The sequence below is a fragment of the Lachnotalea glycerini genome, from assembly GCF_003201285.1.
In the GTDB taxonomy this organism is placed as follows: domain Bacteria; phylum Bacillota; class Clostridia; order Lachnospirales; family Lachnospiraceae; genus Lachnotalea; species Lachnotalea glycerini.
Genome location: NZ_QICS01000003.1, coordinates 33,027 through 52,313, shown reverse-complemented (window position 1 = coordinate 52,313; position 19,287 = coordinate 33,027). Strand labels below are relative to the sequence as shown.

Below are 19,287 nucleotides of genomic sequence, written 5' to 3'. Positions count from 1 at the left end.
AAGTAGATCCTATGAAATAAAAACACAATGCGTACGAATGCAAGTGGAAAATGTCACAGAGTGACTGCATTCGGCGGGGCAAAGCGGACAAGTCCGCTTCTTATTGACTAATTATAAGACAAAGGAGTTAGGTATGTTAAATCAGATTTGGAATTTTATTGAAAGTCTGTCTCATAAAATAGTTTTTTCGCTTGCAGGATTCATTGGGGTGAAAATAGAAGAAGAAAAGTGGCAGGCATTGATGCAATTTGTTAAATTTGGAATGGTGGGTGCCTCTAATACAATTCTAACTATTGTTTTGTATACACTCTTAGTAGCAATTGGAATACATTATCAGGTGAGCTATTTTTTGGGATATTTAGCCGGAATCGTAAATGCATTTTACTGGAACAATAAATATGTATTTAAGCAAAAGTCAGAACAGGAGAGGTCTATTTTACAAGCTTTTGTAAAGTGTGCTATGTCTTACATAGGAGGTTATCTATTTTCCACACTTCTATTAACCTTATGGGTAAGTATTCTTCATTTTCCAAAGTTTATCGGACCGGCTATCAGTTTGGTAGTCACAATACCGCTTAATTTTGTGCTAAATAAGAAGTGGGCATTTAAGATATAATGCCCACATTCCCTTTATTGATCTAATTCTGTGCAATTTTCTCAGGTTCTAAGCTTTTGTCTGGTAGTAGTCTTTTTAGACCGTAAATCGAAATGAAAAGCTCTGACAATAGGATAAAGCAAACAAATATTAAATAAGGAAATGTATTCGTATAAGTTTTATTTCCTTTCTCCTTAACCGTAAAGGCTAAGTCTGCGTTCAACTCTTCGTTATTAATAAAAAGATTTCCATAAGGAAAAACATCATATCCTTCTTTGTTGCTCATACAAAAGGAAATTGCATGATCTGGTAGAACAAAGTTAGAAGTAATTTGAATGGTGTAGGTACACGCTTTGTCAGGGATGATTTTTGGAAAGTCAAATTCAATGCTTTCTACCTCGTTTTGTGTTTTTGGTGAAAAATCAGTCTCATATAAAACATTTTGACTCTCGTCTAGAAGCTTAATCTGATAAGAAGCATCCAGATAGGCAGAGCCATTAAAGGTTCGTATAGTAATATGATTAAAGGCGCGGTTTGTAAAAAAGGTCTGGCTAAAATAGGAATCACCGTACATATCGTTTAATCTATCTTTGTTAGAAACAAACTGACCTTGTACCATATCAGCATAATTAAAAGTTTGTTTGGTATAAAGCGGAAACAGTAAAAATGATACAATTACAGTAAACAGGATGAATAGCGTACTCATACGATAAATTATATGGTCAATTTTATGAACCAATAATTCTAACTGTAAAAAATCGTCTAATCCTTCACAGGCTATAAAAAACAGCAGCATCATAAAATTCAGGCTGTATTTGGGATTGGCTTCCCATATTAGATGAAACAACACACCCCCAAATAGGAGGATATAAATCAGAGGACTGTCAGAGGACGTATGGTTGGTGAGCAACAAAACTATTTTTAAAAGGAGGAGAAGGAGAGTCATAATGTGAAAAATCTGAAAAAGAATAATAACAGTATCTCTTTTATCTCCAAAAATATATTTATGTATATTGGTATAATTATGACAGGCTCTCATAATGACAGGATAGTCATGGGAGCCGTCTGACCAAGTATAGTCTAACTTCTTGATTATAAGTTTGGCTAATCCTTTTAAGCCTAATTCCTTTAAACGGTTTGAAATCTGCTTCTCGGTATAATCAAGTTTTGCTTCCTTTGTGGGGCGGGTTAAGGTTTGTTGCTCATCATGCCAGTTAAATCCACCATTTCCCTCTAACCCCATCATAATCCAGTGAGTAGCCGGAAATTGCGTATCGGTATAATCTGCCTGCATACATTCTTGCTTCAATTTACTGTAGCCAGTATTTAAAAGCAGAACACATAAGGATGAAAGTATGATAGCACATAAGCACTTTTGCACAGTTTGTCTGCTTAAGTGGACTTGATGGTTTTTTATATAACCCGGCAGTCTGAGAATAAACAGCAAAATAGCGGCTATTAATACAAAGCAGGTGGTAGCTCTAATCTGTGTTCCAATATAAAGAACAATGGTAAATAATATAATTTCCATACAAAACCAGGAAAGTCTTGTTTCTTTTTCTAGTTTAACAATCAAATAGATAGCGAGCATCATAAATGGTATTGCTATAATCGTGGTATAAAAAAAAGTTCCCCAAATATAAATGACTGGATTTAGAACATTGAAAGCGAGAAAGAAAACGGCACTTTTGCGGTTTTTCAGTTCTTTCAACAGTAAGCTTGTTATTATAAGGCTTGTATTAATTGCAAAAATACCAAGTATGCTTCCGGCCAGTGTATAGTTTCTGATTCCCAATTGAATGCATATCTTAAAATATTTGGATAGATATATTGTAAATGGAATATTGTTTGTATACATACTAAAGTAGGAGTTATTGCTTAGAAAGCTTTTATTGTTTACCAAATCAATGGCCATATTAGTAACCTTGTTCAAATCTTCAATTGGTCTGATCTCCAGAAATTTTATAACGAATAGTTGTCCCAATGTAATAATGAAGAGACACAGAACGGACAAAATAATTTCATGCTTTGGTTTTAAGCTTTGTATTAATTTATATATAATACGCAATATTGCTATGAAAAAAAATACACCAATTAATTCAATCATAAACAAGTAAATAAATTTGTAATCAAGTATTACAATATCTGGTAATTTTAAAATAGAACATATTAATGTGATAAGCATCAAAACACCCAGCAAAGCTGCAATGAATTTAATGCCTAATTTTTCTAACATATTTTGATACATTTTTCATTCCTCAATTTTCTTTTGTAAACCTACTAAATGGGAAAATCCCTATTTACTATAGCTACTTCTTTAATAATATGAAATCCGTTGTTTCAAACAGGCTTTGGCAGTCCTTTAATTCATCTTCCTGAAACAAAACATAATAATCTTTTGAAATATATAAAACACTTTCGTTTTGATCTTGTAAAAAAGCATCCATTCCACCATCTTTACAGCGATAATTTCCACTTATTTCAGCTAAAAATATATTATCCTGAGTCCAGCCAGAAATAGGAGCCTTATCATCGTACGTAAAGACATAAGCATTTGCTCCTGCATACTCATCATCACGAGTAACGCTTGCTTCAATAAAGCTTTGAAATGGATCAGCAGAAATATTTCTTATTTCTGTTATATTTGCATGGGTATACTTTATTAGGACACATGAAACGATAACAAGCAATACCCACTTTACCTTGAATAATATTTGCTCTGTTTGAAGCAGCTTTGCAGTATAGATTCCTGCAACCATTGTCAGTGGAATGAGAGCAGGGTATACATACCATACTAATTTGGTTTTAACAGCAGAAAAGGCCAAAAACGGTATAAAAAACCAGAGCAAATAACCAATAAATTTTTTGAAATATGCTTTTTGGAATAAAATATTAAAAAAGACAGCACCAATCAAGCATATTATCATAATAGCTTTGTAAATATAGTCCCCCTTAAAAATAGTATCATAATAGAATGCAAAAGGATGATTATGCCCCTCAATTGCATCAGAAGTTCTGTTTAACAAATCCTTTTGCAGCATTTCGTTGAAAAAGGAGGTTCCATCTGCCATAAATCTGGCAGTTGCCCAAAGAAGCAAAGGCAAACTAAAAGATAGAAGAAATAATAACCATTCTTTTTTCTTTATTTTATTAAGCTCTCCAGTTAGAAACAAATAGAGAGCACCAATCACAACAATCATTCCCGAATGCCAGCTTTTTGTAAGAAATGCAAGTGAAAAGCACAGTCCCAAGACATATAGCATTTTCTTATTATCATGAATAGACATCATGGCAAGCATTGCGAAAGTAAAAAGCATGGTATATAAAGCATCCGCATCTCCTGCCCTTGCCATATGAGCGACAAATGCAAGACCGCTGGCACAAAAAAACGCCATTGTAAAAAGTGATGCAAGATGACTTTGACGTTTGACAAATAAGCTTGCTGCCACGCAGGTAATAAAATAGCATAACGCGCTGTAGAATCTTAAAGAAAATACATGAAAACCAAACAGCTTAAAGCTTAGCATAATGCACCAATAGCTAAGAGGTGGCTTTAGATTCCAGTAGTCATTGGAATAATTAAAGGTATTAACAATTAAATTATTATTTTGATACATTTCATAGGCGTTGATTCCATGTCTGGCCTCATCCCATTCTGATACCCATTTAGCATCTAAGTGGTAAAAACAAAGAAAGAATAATATACCTGATAATAAAATAAAAATAGGAATATAAAATCTTGCTGTAAAATCTATAACAGCCTGATAGATTTTTCTTGTTTTGTTGGGTAAAGTGATCGATTTATAAGTTTCTAATTTCATAATGATTTCCCTTCTAAAATGATTGGATTAATCCCTTTGCTGTTTTTGTATAATTTCATTATAGATACGGTTTATTATTTCACTATCTGTATCCATATCGAATTTTCTGGCAAACAAAAAACCGGAATTCATTAACTCATCATAATCATTTGCTGTCCAAATATATGGATATCCGCGATTCCAGTCGATGTAACGCTGATTAGCTATATAATTGTCATTATAATCCTTACAGTACAGATTATTCTTAAAATCAGAGTGATATACAAGCGTCTGCAAAACACATTCATCGGGTGCAAAGGTATGGCGGGTGCGTTTGACTATCTCATCCGTTTGTGTCACTGCATAAACAGCCAATTCATGTGTAACACTGCTCCAATTAGAGCCATAGCTTAGAATATCCCTGATATCCGATTGACGGTCAATTTTAAACAGTTCCTGAAGCATTATGCTAAGCTTTTCTCCTATTACACCTAAGAGAGCCTTTCGAAAAAAGCCCTTGCCCCTAACGTATTTAAGAAAAAAGTGATAGAGGGAGTAGCGCTTATAAATATATTCTTCCACCGGAGGTCTTGAGACAAAATGTACAAACTCTTTCCCTTGATGTAAGTCAAAGAAAGAGTGAATCTCATCTTGTGTCTTTAGGGGTAAACATACCCCTGATAGAAGATGGTAGTATAGATAGCGTTCCGTTTTGGTTGCCATCTTATAAAATTCAAGCTGAATATCTGCAAGTCCCGGTGTGCCCCAGCTTCCACTAAGACGATTCAGGAAAAAGACACGGGAGTATCTGGCAAAGCCTTTAAAATGGTCTATGTGATATACTTTTATATTTTTGTCTATATGAATATAAATATCATTTCGTTCATCATCCAAAAGCATAATAAGCTTCTCTAATAATGTCCAGTTATTAAAAGCAACAATGCAATATGCATGTTTCATTTTTTCACCTCTTTGAAAAACTAATAGTACTAGAAAGTATAACATATTTCATCTAGGTTGAAAAGAAAGAACGTCGTTTCTGACAAATTGTATTTATTATTGCAGTGTACCAGAAATAATGATACTATAGTTTAAAAGATAAGAAGCTAGTTAATTATATATAGATAGCTTAAGTTTAGATAATAGGAGATATTAAAGATGAAAAAGTTATTGGTAACAGGTTGCAATGGGCAGCTAGGAAAAGCGATTAATAAGCAATATGAAAATACGGAATATGTGCTGGTGAATACCGACGTTTCTGAGCTTGATATTACAAATGTAGATGCGGTAGTTACAATGATGAAAGAGGTAAAACCTTACGCAATTATTAACTGTGCAGCTCATACAGGAGTAGATGCCTGTGAAACAGAACAGGAAAATGCATATCGAATCAATGCAATTGGACCTAGAAATTTAAGCATAGCGGCAACCGCAGTTGGTGCCAAAATGGTTCACATTTCAACTGATTATGTATTTAAAGGAAATGCTGCAAAGCCATATGTTGAATTTGATGCAGTGAATCCACAGGGCATGTATGGAAGAACAAAACTTGCCGGAGAGAATTTTGTACAAGCTTTTGCCAAAGATTATTTTATTATAAGAACCGCATGGCTTTATGGAGATGGTAAAAATTTCGTAAAAACAATGCTTCGAATGGCTGAAACAAATGATAAAGTTCGAGTGGTAAGAGATCAGTTTGGGACACCAACCAGTGCAGCCGAACTCGCTAAAATGATCGCATATTTAGTACCATCAGAAAATTACGGTTTATTTCATGGCACTTGCGAGGGGGCATGTAACTGGGCAGATTTTGCCAAAGAAATTTTTAAATTGGCAGGTAAGTCAACACAGGTGGAGGCAATTACAACGGCTGAGTATAAAACAGCGGCAGTCAGACCAGCATACTCTGTATTGGAAAATTATATGCTAAAACTAACCACAGACTTTACCTTTGCTTCATGGGAAGAAGCGCTTAAGGAATATATGGAGACATTATAAGAAAAAATGAAAGCGTTTGATATAAGAAAAGTTGCAATAATATTTGTAATGATTAATTTAGTATCGTTTGGATTGTGCTTTTTAAATCATAATATTTGGTATGACGAGACTTATACGATGGCATTGGTGCGGCATTCATATGTTGATATTTGGTCAATTACAGCAAATGATGTACATCCGCCACTATACTATTTTATTGTTCGAAGTTGTATGCTGGTATTGGGTTTTTCGCTATATGCAGCACGCATTCTGTCACTTATTCCATTTTTGCTGTTATTGCTTGCAGGCATAACGAAAATCCGAAAAATGTTTGGAGAGGATGTTTCTTATTTATTTTTGATTTTATGTAGTGCGTTGCCTGCGATGCTTCGGCTTGAGCTAGAGGCAAGAATGTACATGTGGGCAATGCTGTTTGTTCTGTTGACAGGCTTGTATGCATATGAAGCGATAGAATCAAACCGTATTTCAAAATGGCTGGGGCTGGCTTTCATGTCATTGCTTGCAGCATATACACATTATTATGCGTTGCTTGCTGTTGCTATTTTATATGGCCTTATATTTGTTGTTATCATGATAAGGCAGAGAAAGCTTGTATTGAATTGGCTATTATCAGGTGTCATGGTATTAGCCGGCTATTTACCTTGGCTTACCAAATTACTTGGTCAGATGAATAAGGTGTCTAAGGATTATTGGATCACTAAACCAACTCTATTTGAAATAGCTAAGTACATTGTATATCCTTTTCATATTGTTGAGCAGTTAATACCAACTTTGATTGCGGGTATTTTATTGCTGCCACTGCTTGTGGTAATTATAAAAAATATTAGAAGAAATTATAAAAGTAAGGAAGCACTATTTGGGATTATTACTTTTATGGTACTATTCCTCGTGATCGGTGTTGGAATATTAGTTTCTTTTCTTGTAAAACCTGTATTTGTAGCACGTTATATGGCAGTAACATTTGGTTTAGTCTGGCTTGGGATGGCAATATTTTTAGAGAAAGCCTCTGAACAATCTATAAAAAGAATACTAATTCTTTTGCTTAGTGTGCTTTTGCTGGAGAGTGCTGGACAATGTGTTTATGAGAATTCGAATAGCTTTAGACAAATGGAAGAATTAAGTAATAATATGGATCAAGATGCGTCTATCATTGTATCGGATACGCATTCATTGGGAATTGCCAGTTATTATTTTGACCACAAGATTTATGCGCTAAATAACCAGGAGCAGTTGGCAGCATTTGAACCGAAGATGCAATTTGCAAGCAGCGAGGAAATATTGAATATGGCGGGAAAGTACTACTACATTACTGCAGACGCAAAAACGGTAAAAGGTGGATTCAAGGATAGAGCTGAATGGATACAGGATATTGAAATTGAAGATCATATCTATCATATCTATTTGATCAAAAAGAATTGAGAGACAGTTGGCAGTTAAGGCGTGCTAGGAAGAATTAACTGAATCTTTGCAATATGGAGAATTAAAATGTTAAAATGTCTGGAATTTGTATTTATATTTTTTTTAATAGCCCTATTGGTAGGCAGTGTACCTATTCGGATTACGAAACAAAAGGAAAATGGCTTGTTAAGTTCGATTTTTTATGGAGTCATTCTAATGCTTGTGTTGTTTGAAGGTTTGGCTATTCCACTGACAATGCTGGGACAATCCCTGACAAGATTAACTCAGATATGGGCTGTGATCATTGCTGCTATAAGCATTATAGCAGCAATATCCTCCAAGGGATATGTAGCATATCATGTAAAAAATATTCCCAAAAGAAGCAGAAACCTTACTTACTTGGATGGAATCGTGATTGTACTGATTTTTATTCAGATATTTGTTTGCGTGGAATATGTTTTTATTCATGCAAATGATGCATATTATGTGGGAATGACTACAACTACATTGAATTCCGACCGTTTGATGAGGTTCTCGCCATATACGGGAGCTGAAATTGTATGGAGTGATTATAAATATCATATGATTGCGGCACTTCCTGCTTTTTGGGCAGTACTTGCAAGCTTATTTGGTGTCTCGGGTGCTTTTATGTGTCATAGTGTGGTGCCTGTTTTATTTATTCCGATTGGCTATATTTTGTATCGGGAGATAGGACTTTTGCTGTTTAAAAACGATAAACGGATTGTAAATATTTTTTTGATTTTCATTTGCATCAGCAATATGTTTATTGGAAAAAATTATGATTCCTCCTATGAAATGCTGTCGACTTGTATCTGGCAGGGAGGAAGCTTTTTGTATAACATTGCACTGCCTGGCATTTTTTATTTTGAGTTTAAGTTTTTAAGAAAAAACAGAAAAGCCTCAGATTGTATCATGTGCTTTGCAATGTTGGTAATAGGAGCTATGACAGTTCCGGTTGCGGGAGTGTTAGTGTCGTGTTTGCTTATTCTTGTATTGGGACTTAGTTTTATGATAGAGAAGATATTAACGAAAAGGAAGAGAATGGATGCAGGAATTCATATCTAATATACAAACTTCATATGAATCATATCAAAGTATAGGCAAGATCATATTGCTTCTTACTGGGATACTGGGTCTGTTGGCTGTAAAAAGTACTCAAAGGATTCGAGTTATTGTCATTTACACTGCGATAGGAAGTCTGGTCGTTTTGAATCCGTTTCTTATCAGCAGAGAAATACAATTATTAGGTGAAAAGCATTTTTACCGATTGGGTATGATACTACTAATCCCCATATTAAGTGCGTATTGTATTAGTGTATTATATAAGAAATTAACGGATAAAAATCAAAGAATGATAGCTATCATTGGAAGTATTATATTAGTTGCTGCAAGTGGAAAGCTGGTATATACCAGTGACAGCTTTTACCGTGCAGATAATCCGGACAAGGTATATAATCTGGCCGTTGATTTAGCCGATTGTGTAACGGGTAAGGAGCAGACTCCAACAGTAGCTATTTCAGAAGTACAAGGCGTTTTTATCCGTCAGTATAATCCGAATATAAGATTAATTCTAGCACCAACAATAACGGAGAATTGGGCAGAGGCAGAGGATGAAAATACAAGGCTTATGAGGGCTATGCTTGAGGTGGAAGTCCCTGATATGAAAGAGCTTACGCTTCTTGCTGACAAGCTTGGCTGTGATTATTTGATTTTATTGGAGCACCAAACAAAACAAGACAATCCAGCTAATTACGGCTTTCAATATATAGAAACATTTGAGAAATTTGTAGTCTATGAGAACAATTTAGGAGCAGAGTGATGGGTATTATTAGTAACATATGTTCAGTCATTTTTTGGAATCTTATCATACCGACTTTCATCGGATTTTTAGTAACCCATTTTTGGAAAAAAGAGGACAAGGATAATATTGTCTTAAATTTTGCAATAGGGCTGATTACAGTGCTTGGTATATTTCAACCAATCACATTGAGTTCGATTTATCTAAAATTATCCTTTACACTGCTTGCCAATATAATGAAAATTCTTTGGCTTTTATTAAGTTTGGTGTCTTTGGTGATTAATTGGAAGCGTTTTATCAATTGCTTTAGAAAGCTTTTGTCTATTTTTAAGTCTTTTCATATTTTTACTGCGCTGGTCTTACTATTAATTATCCTTCAAATTTTTGCATATGTGGAGTATGAGCATATTGATGATGACGATTCTTTTTTCGTAGCCACAGCGACGACGACGATTGTGAACGATAATTTGTATATTCGCAGTCCATTTTCAGGAGTTTTGTATGGCAAGCTTCCAACCAGATATATCATGTCTCCGTTTTCTATATTTTATGCGGTAATGGCAAGACTGACGGGAATACACGCCACCATTTTTACACATTTGTATTTAACGATTATTTTGTTGATTTTCGTATATGCAGTTTACTATTTATGGGGAAAGGCTCTGTTTGATAACAGCCGTTCACTTAGTATTTTTTTATTTTTGATTGCTATGCTCAATCTATTTGGCAATTATTCAGAATTTACGACTCAAAGCTTTTTGCTGCTGAGGATTTGGCAGGGAAAAGCTATTTTAGCGGCAGGTATTATACCATTTATATTATATTTATGCTATTGTATTTATAAGGAAGACAGTCAGGTGATTTTGTGGTGCGTGCTTTTTTTAAGTACCTCGGCAGCAAGCCATGTATCTTCTATGGGTATATTTCTTGCACCTGTTTCGGTTGGCTGCTTTGCGGCGGTGGAATTGATACGGACAAGAAAATGGAAAAGAACTCTCGCATATTTGTTTTGTTGTTTGCCTTGTGTAGTATGCGGTGTAATTTATTTAATAATTAGTTAGTATAAACGGAGGAATTTATGCTTTTAAGTGGTTTATCAATAGTACAGCAAGCTTATGAGCAGTATGCAGCGGCCGGTGTGGCTCAGCTATTACTGATAAGTTCTTTGATTGTAATTTTAATTAAGGACAAAAAAAGTGAAAATAGACAATTGGCTTATTATATTATTGCATTAACAGTCTTGATTTTTATTCCGCCGACAGCATTTATATTAGCCATATATTTCATTGGAGAAGATGTATACTGGAGAGTGTTTTGGCTGATTCCAAGCGTAATTGTTATTGCATATGCAGGAACTAAGTTAATCGAACAAATAGGGAAAAAATCCAGGCAAAGGCTAATGGCAGCAGCTATGATTATTGTTGTTGTACTGGGTGGACGCTGTGTTTATAATTCGGAAAATTTTACAAAATCTACAAATTTGTACAAGCTTCCGCAGGAAGCGTTGGATCTATGTGAAATGGTGGCACCAAATGGGGGGACAACGAAGATTATTGTTCCTGAAACAATTGTATCCTATATCAGACAGTATAATGCTAACATAAATATGCTGTACGGCCGTAATTTAGGAAAAGATACCAAAAGAGGTAAAAATTATACGCTTTTACTGCAATTAAACAGCTTGGATCCGGACATTCCTTATATAGCAGAATATGCAAAAACTAAAAAGTGTGAATATGTCGTATTTGAAAATACATCGAACGGAATTGAGCAAATGACAAACGAGGGGTTTGAATTATACGGAAATACTAAAAATTATACCGTATTTAAAAGCATTGATTAAATTTAGAAATTCTTTATTTGACTTTCAAAAGGAAGGAAATTACAATATAATTAAGAGAATCTTAAATTTATAGATAGTTAATAAGATTTTTACCGGCAAATGATAGGTGAATGCTATACGGCATTTGGAAGGGATGAAGGAGGAAAGTTATGAAAAGTAAAAAAACAATAAGTATATTTTTCGCTGTTATTATGGCAGTATTTTGTTTCCCTCAATTTGGAGGAAAGGCAGAAGCGGCAACAACCAATTATACGAGAGCAATGACCCAGTATTCAAACATTGTTAATGTAGCAGACTATGGAATTGATACCAGTGGTAAAAGAGATTGCGCGGTTCAGATTACCAAATTAGTCAAAAGTTTGGCAAAAGAACGTACGGATGAAAGCGAACCAATTGTTCTTTATTTTCCAACAGGCAAATATATAGTTAAAGATATTATTAAACTTTATTACAACAATGTACATTTGATTGCGGAGAAAGACACTGTAGTAACAGCAAAGAAAAGTATTAAAAATATAATTGAAGCAAATAATGTGGATAATGTATCGGTTCTCGGTGGAAAATGGGATGGAAATTATAAGTCAAAATATATTATTAAGGTAAATAAAGCGACGAATATAACAGTTAGTGAATGTACGCTAACCAGATCGTCTGAAAGAGGCTTTTATGCTATCGCGTCAGAGGCATCGGTATATTCTATCAAATCATTTAAAAATAAAAAGTATGGTGTATCAGGTATTCAAGGTTCAAACATTACGATGAAAAACAGTAATATATATCAAAATTCAGTTTATGGTCTGTGTATTGTCAGCAGCACGATACATATGGAGGATGGTAATAATAAAATATACAACAATGACTATACCGGTGCAGCGATTTCAGGTAAGTCAGGAAAAATATATGCAAGTAATAATTCCTTTACAGGAAATGGAAAGAAGAATGATTCCAGAGGTCATGGAATTGGCATATCAGGTGCATATGGAGAACTGAGTAATAATAAAATAGAAAAAAACAAGCAATGTGGTATTTCCTTTGATAATAAGGGAAGTGCAATTATTACGAATAACAGCATTAAGAATAATGGCAGACATGGTATCGGAGCTGCAAATAAAAGCTCCATTACAGCAGAGGGTAACACCATTACCGGTAACAAATGGCATGGAATTATGCTAAGAGACAAGAGCACAGGAACACTTACCAATAATTCTCTCAGCAAAAATAAATTAAGCGGTTTAAATCTAACTCGTTCCACTGCAACACTGACCGGCAATACTTTTTATGCAAATAAGAGCAATGGTATTATGGCAGCAGGTTCTAAGGCTACGCTGACTAATAATACAATTACTAAGAATAAGGCGTTTGGTATTTATACATCAGACAGTTCTAAAATAAATCTGATTAGTGGTAATGTGGTAAAATCCAATTCAAAAGGGGATATTGATGCAGGAGGCTCTAAGGTAACTATCGGTAAAGATAATACAGTAAAGAAAATTGTTAATTAATAGTGTGTAATAGGTTTAGTAGATAAAATAAAAGATCTGTTGTATTGCAGCAGATCTTTTATTTTTGTACTATTGACTTTTAGAAAATAAAATATTAGTATAATTTAGTCAAACGATACAAATGAAAAAGGAGAGAGTATGAATAAAAGGAGATATCTATTATTTTGTATTTTTACTTTGTTACTAATTTCAACCAATTTAAAAAATGATAAATATTATATGAATTATCAACTTCCTTCCCTTAATAGTAATAATGCAACTGAAGTATCAAATAAAAGAATCACAATCGAAGGCGATGGTACCAATGAAAGGGATGCAATTAGTGTACCTCATTTTAATCTGCCTAAGGGTGAATATCGAATCATGATTCAGTACAAAACGGATACAGATGCCAATTTCGTTAGAATTGATGGGCAAGGAATTAAAAATGATCTTTCTATCTCTGAGGAGCTTGATAGTTCGAGCAAGAAAAAAGAGTTTTATTTGCACTTGGATGAAGACACTTATTGGATGAATATAAATATTCATTTTTGTGGAGAAGGAGAGTTTGTTTTAAAAAAATTAGTTATTGAATCTACTCAGATAACGAATACGGATACGATTGTCTGGCTTATTATAATAGCGTGTATTTTAACTTATATAGGGAAGCTGGCTTTTTATAATCCAAGTAAAGAGAGTCAAAAGAAACTAGTTATTTTTTTAAGCTTGTTAACCATAACTATTTTTGCTAGCTACCCATTGTTTAATAACTATCTCTTAGGAGGGCATGATATTTCGTTTCACCTAAGTCGAATAGAAGGTATCAAAAATGCCTTATTAAACGGGCAATTTCCAATTAGAGTACATCCCAGTACACAATTTAACTATGGCTATGCTGCACCTATTTTTTATCCAGAGGTATTTCTTTTTATTCCAGCGATATTAAGAATATTTGGAGTTTCACTTACTGGTTCGATTCAAATATTTATTATAATGATTCATTTTGTAACGGCGTGGGTGATGTATTTTTCTGTATATAAGCTTTCCAAAGTAAGGTCAGTCGGTATAGTAAGCAGTATGATTTATACGCTGGCAAGCTATCATTTGTGTGATGTTTATGTCAGGTTTGCTCTTGGAGAAGCACTGGCAATGGCGTTTCTGCCTTTGTTGATTTATGGCGTATATGAGTTATTTTGGGGCGATGATAGAAAATGGCCATATGTGGTTATTGGTACAAGTTGTATCATGCAAAGCCATGTGCTTACGACCCTGTTATCTGCTGCCTTTGTAGGCTTAGTGGCAATGCTAGGTATAAAAAAAGTATTGGAGAAAAATCGATTGTTGGCTGCTGTGAAAGCTGCAGTTCTTATTGTACTATTAAATCTTTGGTATCTTGTACCTTTTGTAAGCATGATGAAAGAGGATACAAAAGTCTCTACCTTATCAAGGATAATCGAAGATAAGACAATCAATGTCATGCAGCTGTTTCAAGGCAATGGTATGTTAGAAATTGGTCTTCCTATTTTTATAGGCGTAGCTGCATTTATATATTGCCTTGTGATGAAAAAGATAGAAGACAAAAAGCAGGAAAGCTTAGTAGTGAGTCTTTTAGCACTGGGTATACTAAGTGCTTTCATCACAACTAATTTATTTCCATGGAAAATTTTAGTTGATATCCCAATTATTGGGGATAGGACAAGAATGATACAATTTCCTTGGAGACTGCTTGCTTTTGCTACTGTTTTTTTATCAATTGTTGCAGCATATGGATTATATTATTTTGTCAAAGCAGCAGAGGTACGAAGAGTCATGATGATAACAACATTTGCTATGCTTGTTTTATTCGCTTCCCTCTATTTGAAAAATAATTATTTAAGTAATGAGATATATTGTTATAAAGGAGAAATTTCTTCAAACACAGGAACAGGATCAGGTGAATATTTCTATAACGGAACGATTTCAAATGAATTGATTGAAAGAGGAGAAACAGTTGAAGCATCATCAGAAAAGGTGGATTTATCCAATTTTCAACGTATAAAAGGTAAAATATATCTTGATTTTGTAAATTCGACTCAAGAGGAACAGTATATTGAAGTACCTTTGATGTATTATCCATTTTACAGCGTAAAGATGAATCATGTGACTAATTTGCAATATGAAAGAGGAGAAAATAATGTTTTGAGAATTATTATTCCCTCAGAGGCAAAAGGAAGTATCATAATAAAGAGCACTGAGAAAAGTACGTGGATGATTGCAGATTTGATTTCTTTATTGACAATTGCAGGCTGTGTTGTGAGTTTAGCAAGAAAACAACATAAGATAAAAGAAAAAGGAAAAAATGAATTGATAGAATAAAAGTAAAATTGAAATGAATATTCTCAGATAAAAGAGGGCAGTTTCCATTAATAACAGCACTCTTTTTCTGAATTTAATGGATTTTATTGAATGGAAGAGAGTCAAATTCGTTGTTGCTTGATAAATCAAGTCATTTATGTTAATATTATTAGCGATATTTATTGAAGAATAAGAAGAATTAAAGATTCAATTATGTTCATTATATGGAGGAACCAATGAGACGTTTTATAAAAGATTTGAAAAAATACTATAAGTATGCTCTGTATTCTACTAAGTCAGAATTGAAAGCAGAAGTTGCTAATTCACACTTAAGTTGGATGTGGTGGATACTGGATCCATTACTATTTATGTTTGTCTATAGCTTTATTACAGTGATTGTTTTTGATAAATCAGAGCCGTATTTTCCAGTATTTGTATTTATTGGTTTGAATAGTTGGACATTTTTTGAAAAGACTCTTAAAAACAGTGTAAAAATTGTATCTCAAAACAGAGAGATTGTTTCAAAAGTATATCTGCCTAAATTTATTTTGGTTTTGGTAAAAATGGGCATATTTGGATTTAAGATGGTAATTTCATTTATTTTAGTAATTATTATGATGATATTTTATCGAATCCCTGTTTCAATTAATGTACTTTATATAATCCCCCTATTTATTACATTGATCTTAATTACTTTTTCCTTAAGTACATTAATGATGCATTTTGGAGTATTTGTAGAAGATTTAGCCAATGTTATTAACGTTGTTTTGCGTTTTGTATTTTATTTATCCGGAATTTTCTTCTCAATTGAAAACCGGGTACACGGAATATTGGGTGTAATTCTACTTAAACTCAATCCGGTGGCACTTATTATGGATGATTTAAGACGTGTTATGATTTATCAAAAGGGACCGCATAGTATGCTTATTTTAGTATGGTTTGTTGTGAGTGTATTATTATCGATATTAAGTATCAGAGTAATATACAAATATGAAAACAGTTATGTGAAGGTGATTTAATGGAAAACAAAAACAATGCAATTGAAGTGAAGGATTTAAAAATTAGATACCGATGCCTTAGAAAGATGTCTATTAAGAGAAGTATTAAGCATGTTTTTAAAATGCAAAAGGAAGTATTTGAGGCCGTAAAGGGAGTATCTTTTGATGTGCCCAGAGGCGAAATTATGGGAATTGTCGGAAAGAACGGAAGTGGCAAATCTACAATGCTTCGTGCTATTGCAGGCATTTTTTCACCGGATGTGGGAACGATTGATGTAGGTGACAATACGGTTTCACTTTTGTCCATTGGAGTTGGCTTTCAAAAGCAGGTGACAGGACGTGAAAATATCTATTTATCCGGTATGCTTTTAGGGTTTAGTGAAGAACATATTAACAACAAGATAGATGAGATAATAGAATTTGCTGAAATCGGAGATTTTATTGATAGACCTGTAAAGACCTATTCAAGTGGAATGCACTCTAAGCTTGCATTCTCGATTACTGCAATATTAGAAACTGATATTATTCTGATTGACGAGGTATTAAGTGTTGGAGATGCTAAATTCAAGAAAAAAAGCTATAATAAGATGAAAGAATTAATTATGAATAAAGATAGAACCGTTATTATTGTTTCTCATAGCTCGGAGACTTTAGAGGAGCTATGCAACAGTATTTTGTGGCTGCATGAAGGCAAGGTTAAAATGCTGGGAACACCTCAAGAGGTATTACCGGTCTATGAAGAATTTATGTCTTAGGATACACGAGAATGAATCAAAGAGCATAAACGGAGTGAAAAAAATGGAACAAAGCTTTTGGGTGAAGCTTCAGCGGGTGAAGCTTCATGACATTCTTCATATCATATATTTTATTCTTGCTTTGCCTATTGCATTGGTTTATAAGCAGTTTAGAAGAGATTTGTGGCTGATTTGCGATAATGAAAATGAAGCAAGGGACAATGGTTATTGGTTATTTCGATATATTGTAAAGAAGCAGCCAGACCAGGATGTGATGTATGCCATTAATAAAAAGTCACCCGATTATAACAGAGTGAAGAATTTGGGTAAGGTAGTGCAATACGGAAGCTTTGCACATTGGGTATTTTATCTGACTGCTTCAAAAAATATCAGCTCTAATAAGAGTGGAAAGCCTAATGCTGCAATTTGCTATGCACTAGAGGTATATGGGATTCTCAGAAATAAGAGAATCTTTTTACAACACGGAATTATTAAGGACGATATTGAATGTCTGCATTATAAAAATACAAAAATGAGAATGTTTGTAACGAGTACCAAGAGAGAATGCGATTATGTCAGTAAGGCTTATGGTTATCCTGAGGGCTGGGTCAAAGAGTTAGGCTTATGCCGTTTGGATCGTTTGCATGGTGATCACGAAGTAAAACGACAAATCGTTATTATGCCGACATGGCGTAAATGGATTGCCCATCAAACCACGGACTCTTACCGTTACGAGGATATAAAGGATTTTACCAATACGGAATATTTTAAATATTGGAATGGCTTTCTTAAGGATGAAACATTCTTGAAAATGCTAGAAGAAGAAAAGATTAAAGTAGTTTTTTATCCGCACAGAGAGATGCAGCAATTTTTAGATGCATTTGATATAAAGGATAAAAACATTGTGATTGCATCGTGGCCAAACTATGATGTGCAAGAGCTTTTGAAAGAATCTGCATTTTTAGTTACAGATTACTCCAGTGTTGCGATGGATTTTGCTTATATGAATAAGCCTCTTGCTTATTATCAGTTTGATTATAAACGGTTTAGAGAAGGGCATCTGTCAGAGGGGTATTTTTCCTATGAAGATGACGGCTTTGGGCCGGTATGCTATAATAAGGAAGAATTAATTGAAGCAATCATGGATTCAGTAAAGAGAGACTTGGAAAACAGTGAAAAATATTCTAACAGACACAAAGACTTTTTTACGAAATGGGATCGGCAGAACTGTAAGAGAAATTATGAAGCAATCAAAGCGATTTAGAAAGGATAAATAAAATGAATAATGAAAAAATTGACTTTGTTATGATATGGGTAGATGGAAATGACCCTGAATGGCAAAAAGAAAAAAATTTATATGACAAATCAAATGACAAGGGAGATAGCTCTGAGGTACGTTTTCGAAGCTGGGATAATTTACAGTATTGGTTTCGCGGCGTGGAGAAATTTGCACCTTGGGTCAATAGAATTCATTTTGTAACGTGGGGACATTTGCCGGAATGGCTTGATACCAGCAATCCTAAGCTTAATATAGTAAATCATAAGGATTATATTCCCGAAGAATATCTTCCAACCTTTAATGCAAACACCATAGAGCTTAATTTGCACAGAATCGATGGTTTGGCTGATCAGTTTGTTTATTTTAATGATGATATGTTTATTACAAAGCCAGTAAAACCAACTGACTTTTTCAAGGATGGAAAGCCAAAGGATATCTTTGCATTGAATTGTATATACTTTGGAAGAAAGAGTGCGGGCTTTTTTAACGGAAATGATATGGAACTGATTAACATTCATTTCAAGAAAAAGCAAGTAATGAAGCGAGATTTTTGGAAGTGGTATAATCCAGTAAATGGTTTTAAGATGTTGGTTCGTACAACTTTGCTGATTAAGTGGCCTTGGTTTCCAGGTTTTTATTACAATCATCTGCCCAGTAACTTCTTAAAGAGCACCTTTGAAGAGGTGTGGGGCATTGAGGGTGAGACATTGGATGCTACATGTATGGACAAGTTTAGAACGAAATCAAATGTGAATCAATGGCTGTTTAAATTCTGGCAATTGGCAAGCGGTAATTTTATTCCAAGCAGTCCAAAAGTGGGTCGTTCCTTTAATATCAAGGATAAAACTTTTCCGGCTACTATTGAGGCGATTGAGACAGGGCAATATAAGTTAATATGTGTTAATGATACTATTTATACTTCTGATTTTGAAAAGCAGAAGGTTGAGGTACAAGAAGCTTTCAAGAAAATTTTGAGCGAAAAATCAAGCTTTGAAAAATAAATCATTA

General features: G+C 34.0%; 16 protein-coding genes. 13 read left to right on the top strand and 3 right to left on the bottom strand.

Translation table 11 applies throughout. The features are described from left to right. The first annotated feature begins 133 nt into the window (after positions 1–133). A complete protein-coding gene (locus C8E03_RS07690) occupies positions 134–616 on the top strand; it encodes a GtrA family protein (protein ID WP_110290719.1) in 483 nt (160 codons plus the stop codon). 22 nt (positions 617–638) lie between these two features. Here the strand turns inward: C8E03_RS07690 and C8E03_RS07685 are convergent, their stop codons facing one another. The 3 genes from C8E03_RS07685 to C8E03_RS07675 all read right to left on the bottom strand — a co-directional run bounded on the left by C8E03_RS07685 (position 639) and on the right by C8E03_RS07675 (position 5,355). Beyond that, the gene (locus C8E03_RS07685) at positions 639–2,843 is read right to left on the bottom strand and encodes a glycosyltransferase family protein (RefSeq protein ID WP_110290718.1); all 2,205 of its coding nucleotides are present in this window, start codon (positions 2,841–2,843) and stop codon (positions 639–641) included. 61 nt (positions 2,844–2,904) lie between these two features. Continuing rightward, the gene (locus tag C8E03_RS07680) at positions 2,905–4,416 is read right to left on the bottom strand and encodes an ArnT family glycosyltransferase (RefSeq protein WP_110290717.1); all 1,512 of its coding nucleotides are present in this window, start codon (positions 4,414–4,416) and stop codon (positions 2,905–2,907) included. 27 nt (positions 4,417–4,443) lie between these two features. Beyond that, positions 4,444–5,355 carry a beta-1,6-N-acetylglucosaminyltransferase gene (locus tag C8E03_RS07675; RefSeq protein ID WP_170122933.1) on the bottom strand — a complete coding sequence of 304 codons (912 nt, stop codon included), beginning with the start codon at positions 5,353–5,355 and terminating at the stop codon, positions 4,444–4,446. A gap of 198 nt (positions 5,356–5,553) precedes the next feature. Between C8E03_RS07675 and rfbD the strand changes: the two genes are divergently transcribed. From rfbD to C8E03_RS07615, 12 genes are all read left to right on the top strand, one after another. After that, a complete protein-coding gene (gene rfbD / locus C8E03_RS07670; protein ID WP_110290715.1) occupies positions 5,554–6,393 on the top strand; it encodes a dTDP-4-dehydrorhamnose reductase in 840 nt (279 codons plus the stop codon). Positions 6,394–6,399: 6 nt separating this feature from the next. Then, on the top strand, positions 6,400–7,812 hold the full coding sequence (locus C8E03_RS07665) for a glycosyltransferase family 39 protein (RefSeq protein WP_110290714.1): 1,413 nt from the start codon (positions 6,400–6,402) through the stop codon (positions 7,810–7,812). A gap of 66 nt (positions 7,813–7,878) precedes the next feature. Then, positions 7,879–8,877 carry a DUF6077 domain-containing protein gene (locus C8E03_RS07660; protein WP_094377051.1) on the top strand — a complete coding sequence of 333 codons (999 nt, stop codon included), beginning with the start codon at positions 7,879–7,881 and terminating at the stop codon, positions 8,875–8,877. Continuing rightward, the gene (locus tag C8E03_RS07655; protein WP_110290713.1) at positions 8,858–9,631 is read left to right on the top strand and encodes a hypothetical protein; all 774 of its coding nucleotides are present in this window, start codon (positions 8,858–8,860) and stop codon (positions 9,629–9,631) included. Before C8E03_RS07660 ends, C8E03_RS07655 begins: the two co-directional genes overlap by 20 nt. After that, positions 9,631–10,671: a DUF6077 domain-containing protein gene (locus C8E03_RS07650; protein ID WP_110290712.1), complete on the top strand. Its 1,041-nt coding sequence runs from the start codon at positions 9,631–9,633 to the stop codon at positions 10,669–10,671. Before C8E03_RS07655 ends, C8E03_RS07650 begins: the two co-directional genes overlap by 1 nt. 17 nt (positions 10,672–10,688) lie before the next feature. Next, entirely contained in the window at positions 10,689–11,453 is a 765-nt protein-coding gene (locus tag C8E03_RS07645; RefSeq protein ID WP_110290711.1) for a hypothetical protein, read from the top strand. Positions 11,454–11,602: 149 nt separating this feature from the next. Continuing rightward, on the top strand, positions 11,603–12,955 hold the full coding sequence (locus C8E03_RS07640) for a right-handed parallel beta-helix repeat-containing protein (protein WP_110290710.1): 1,353 nt from the start codon (positions 11,603–11,605) through the stop codon (positions 12,953–12,955). Positions 12,956–13,093: 138 nt separating this feature from the next. Continuing rightward, positions 13,094–15,289, top strand: coding sequence for a hypothetical protein (locus C8E03_RS07635; protein ID WP_110290709.1), 2,196 nt, complete (start codon positions 13,094–13,096; stop codon positions 15,287–15,289). A gap of 215 nt (positions 15,290–15,504) precedes the next feature. Then, positions 15,505–16,287, top strand: a complete 783-nt coding sequence (locus C8E03_RS07630; protein WP_094377045.1) for an ABC transporter permease — start codon at positions 15,505–15,507, stop codon at positions 16,285–16,287. Next, positions 16,287–17,021 carry an ABC transporter ATP-binding protein gene (locus C8E03_RS07625; protein ID WP_094377044.1) on the top strand — a complete coding sequence of 245 codons (735 nt, stop codon included), beginning with the start codon at positions 16,287–16,289 and terminating at the stop codon, positions 17,019–17,021. Before C8E03_RS07630 ends, C8E03_RS07625 begins: the two co-directional genes overlap by 1 nt. Beyond that, entirely contained in the window at positions 17,002–18,264 is a 1,263-nt protein-coding gene (locus C8E03_RS07620; protein ID WP_242993443.1) for a CDP-glycerol glycerophosphotransferase family protein, read from the top strand. The genes C8E03_RS07625 and C8E03_RS07620 overlap by 20 nt, the downstream gene beginning before the upstream one ends. 14 nt (positions 18,265–18,278) lie before the next feature. Then, entirely contained in the window at positions 18,279–19,280 is a 1,002-nt protein-coding gene (locus tag C8E03_RS07615) for a stealth family protein (protein WP_094377043.1), read from the top strand. Positions 19,281–19,287: the final 7 nt, after the last annotated feature.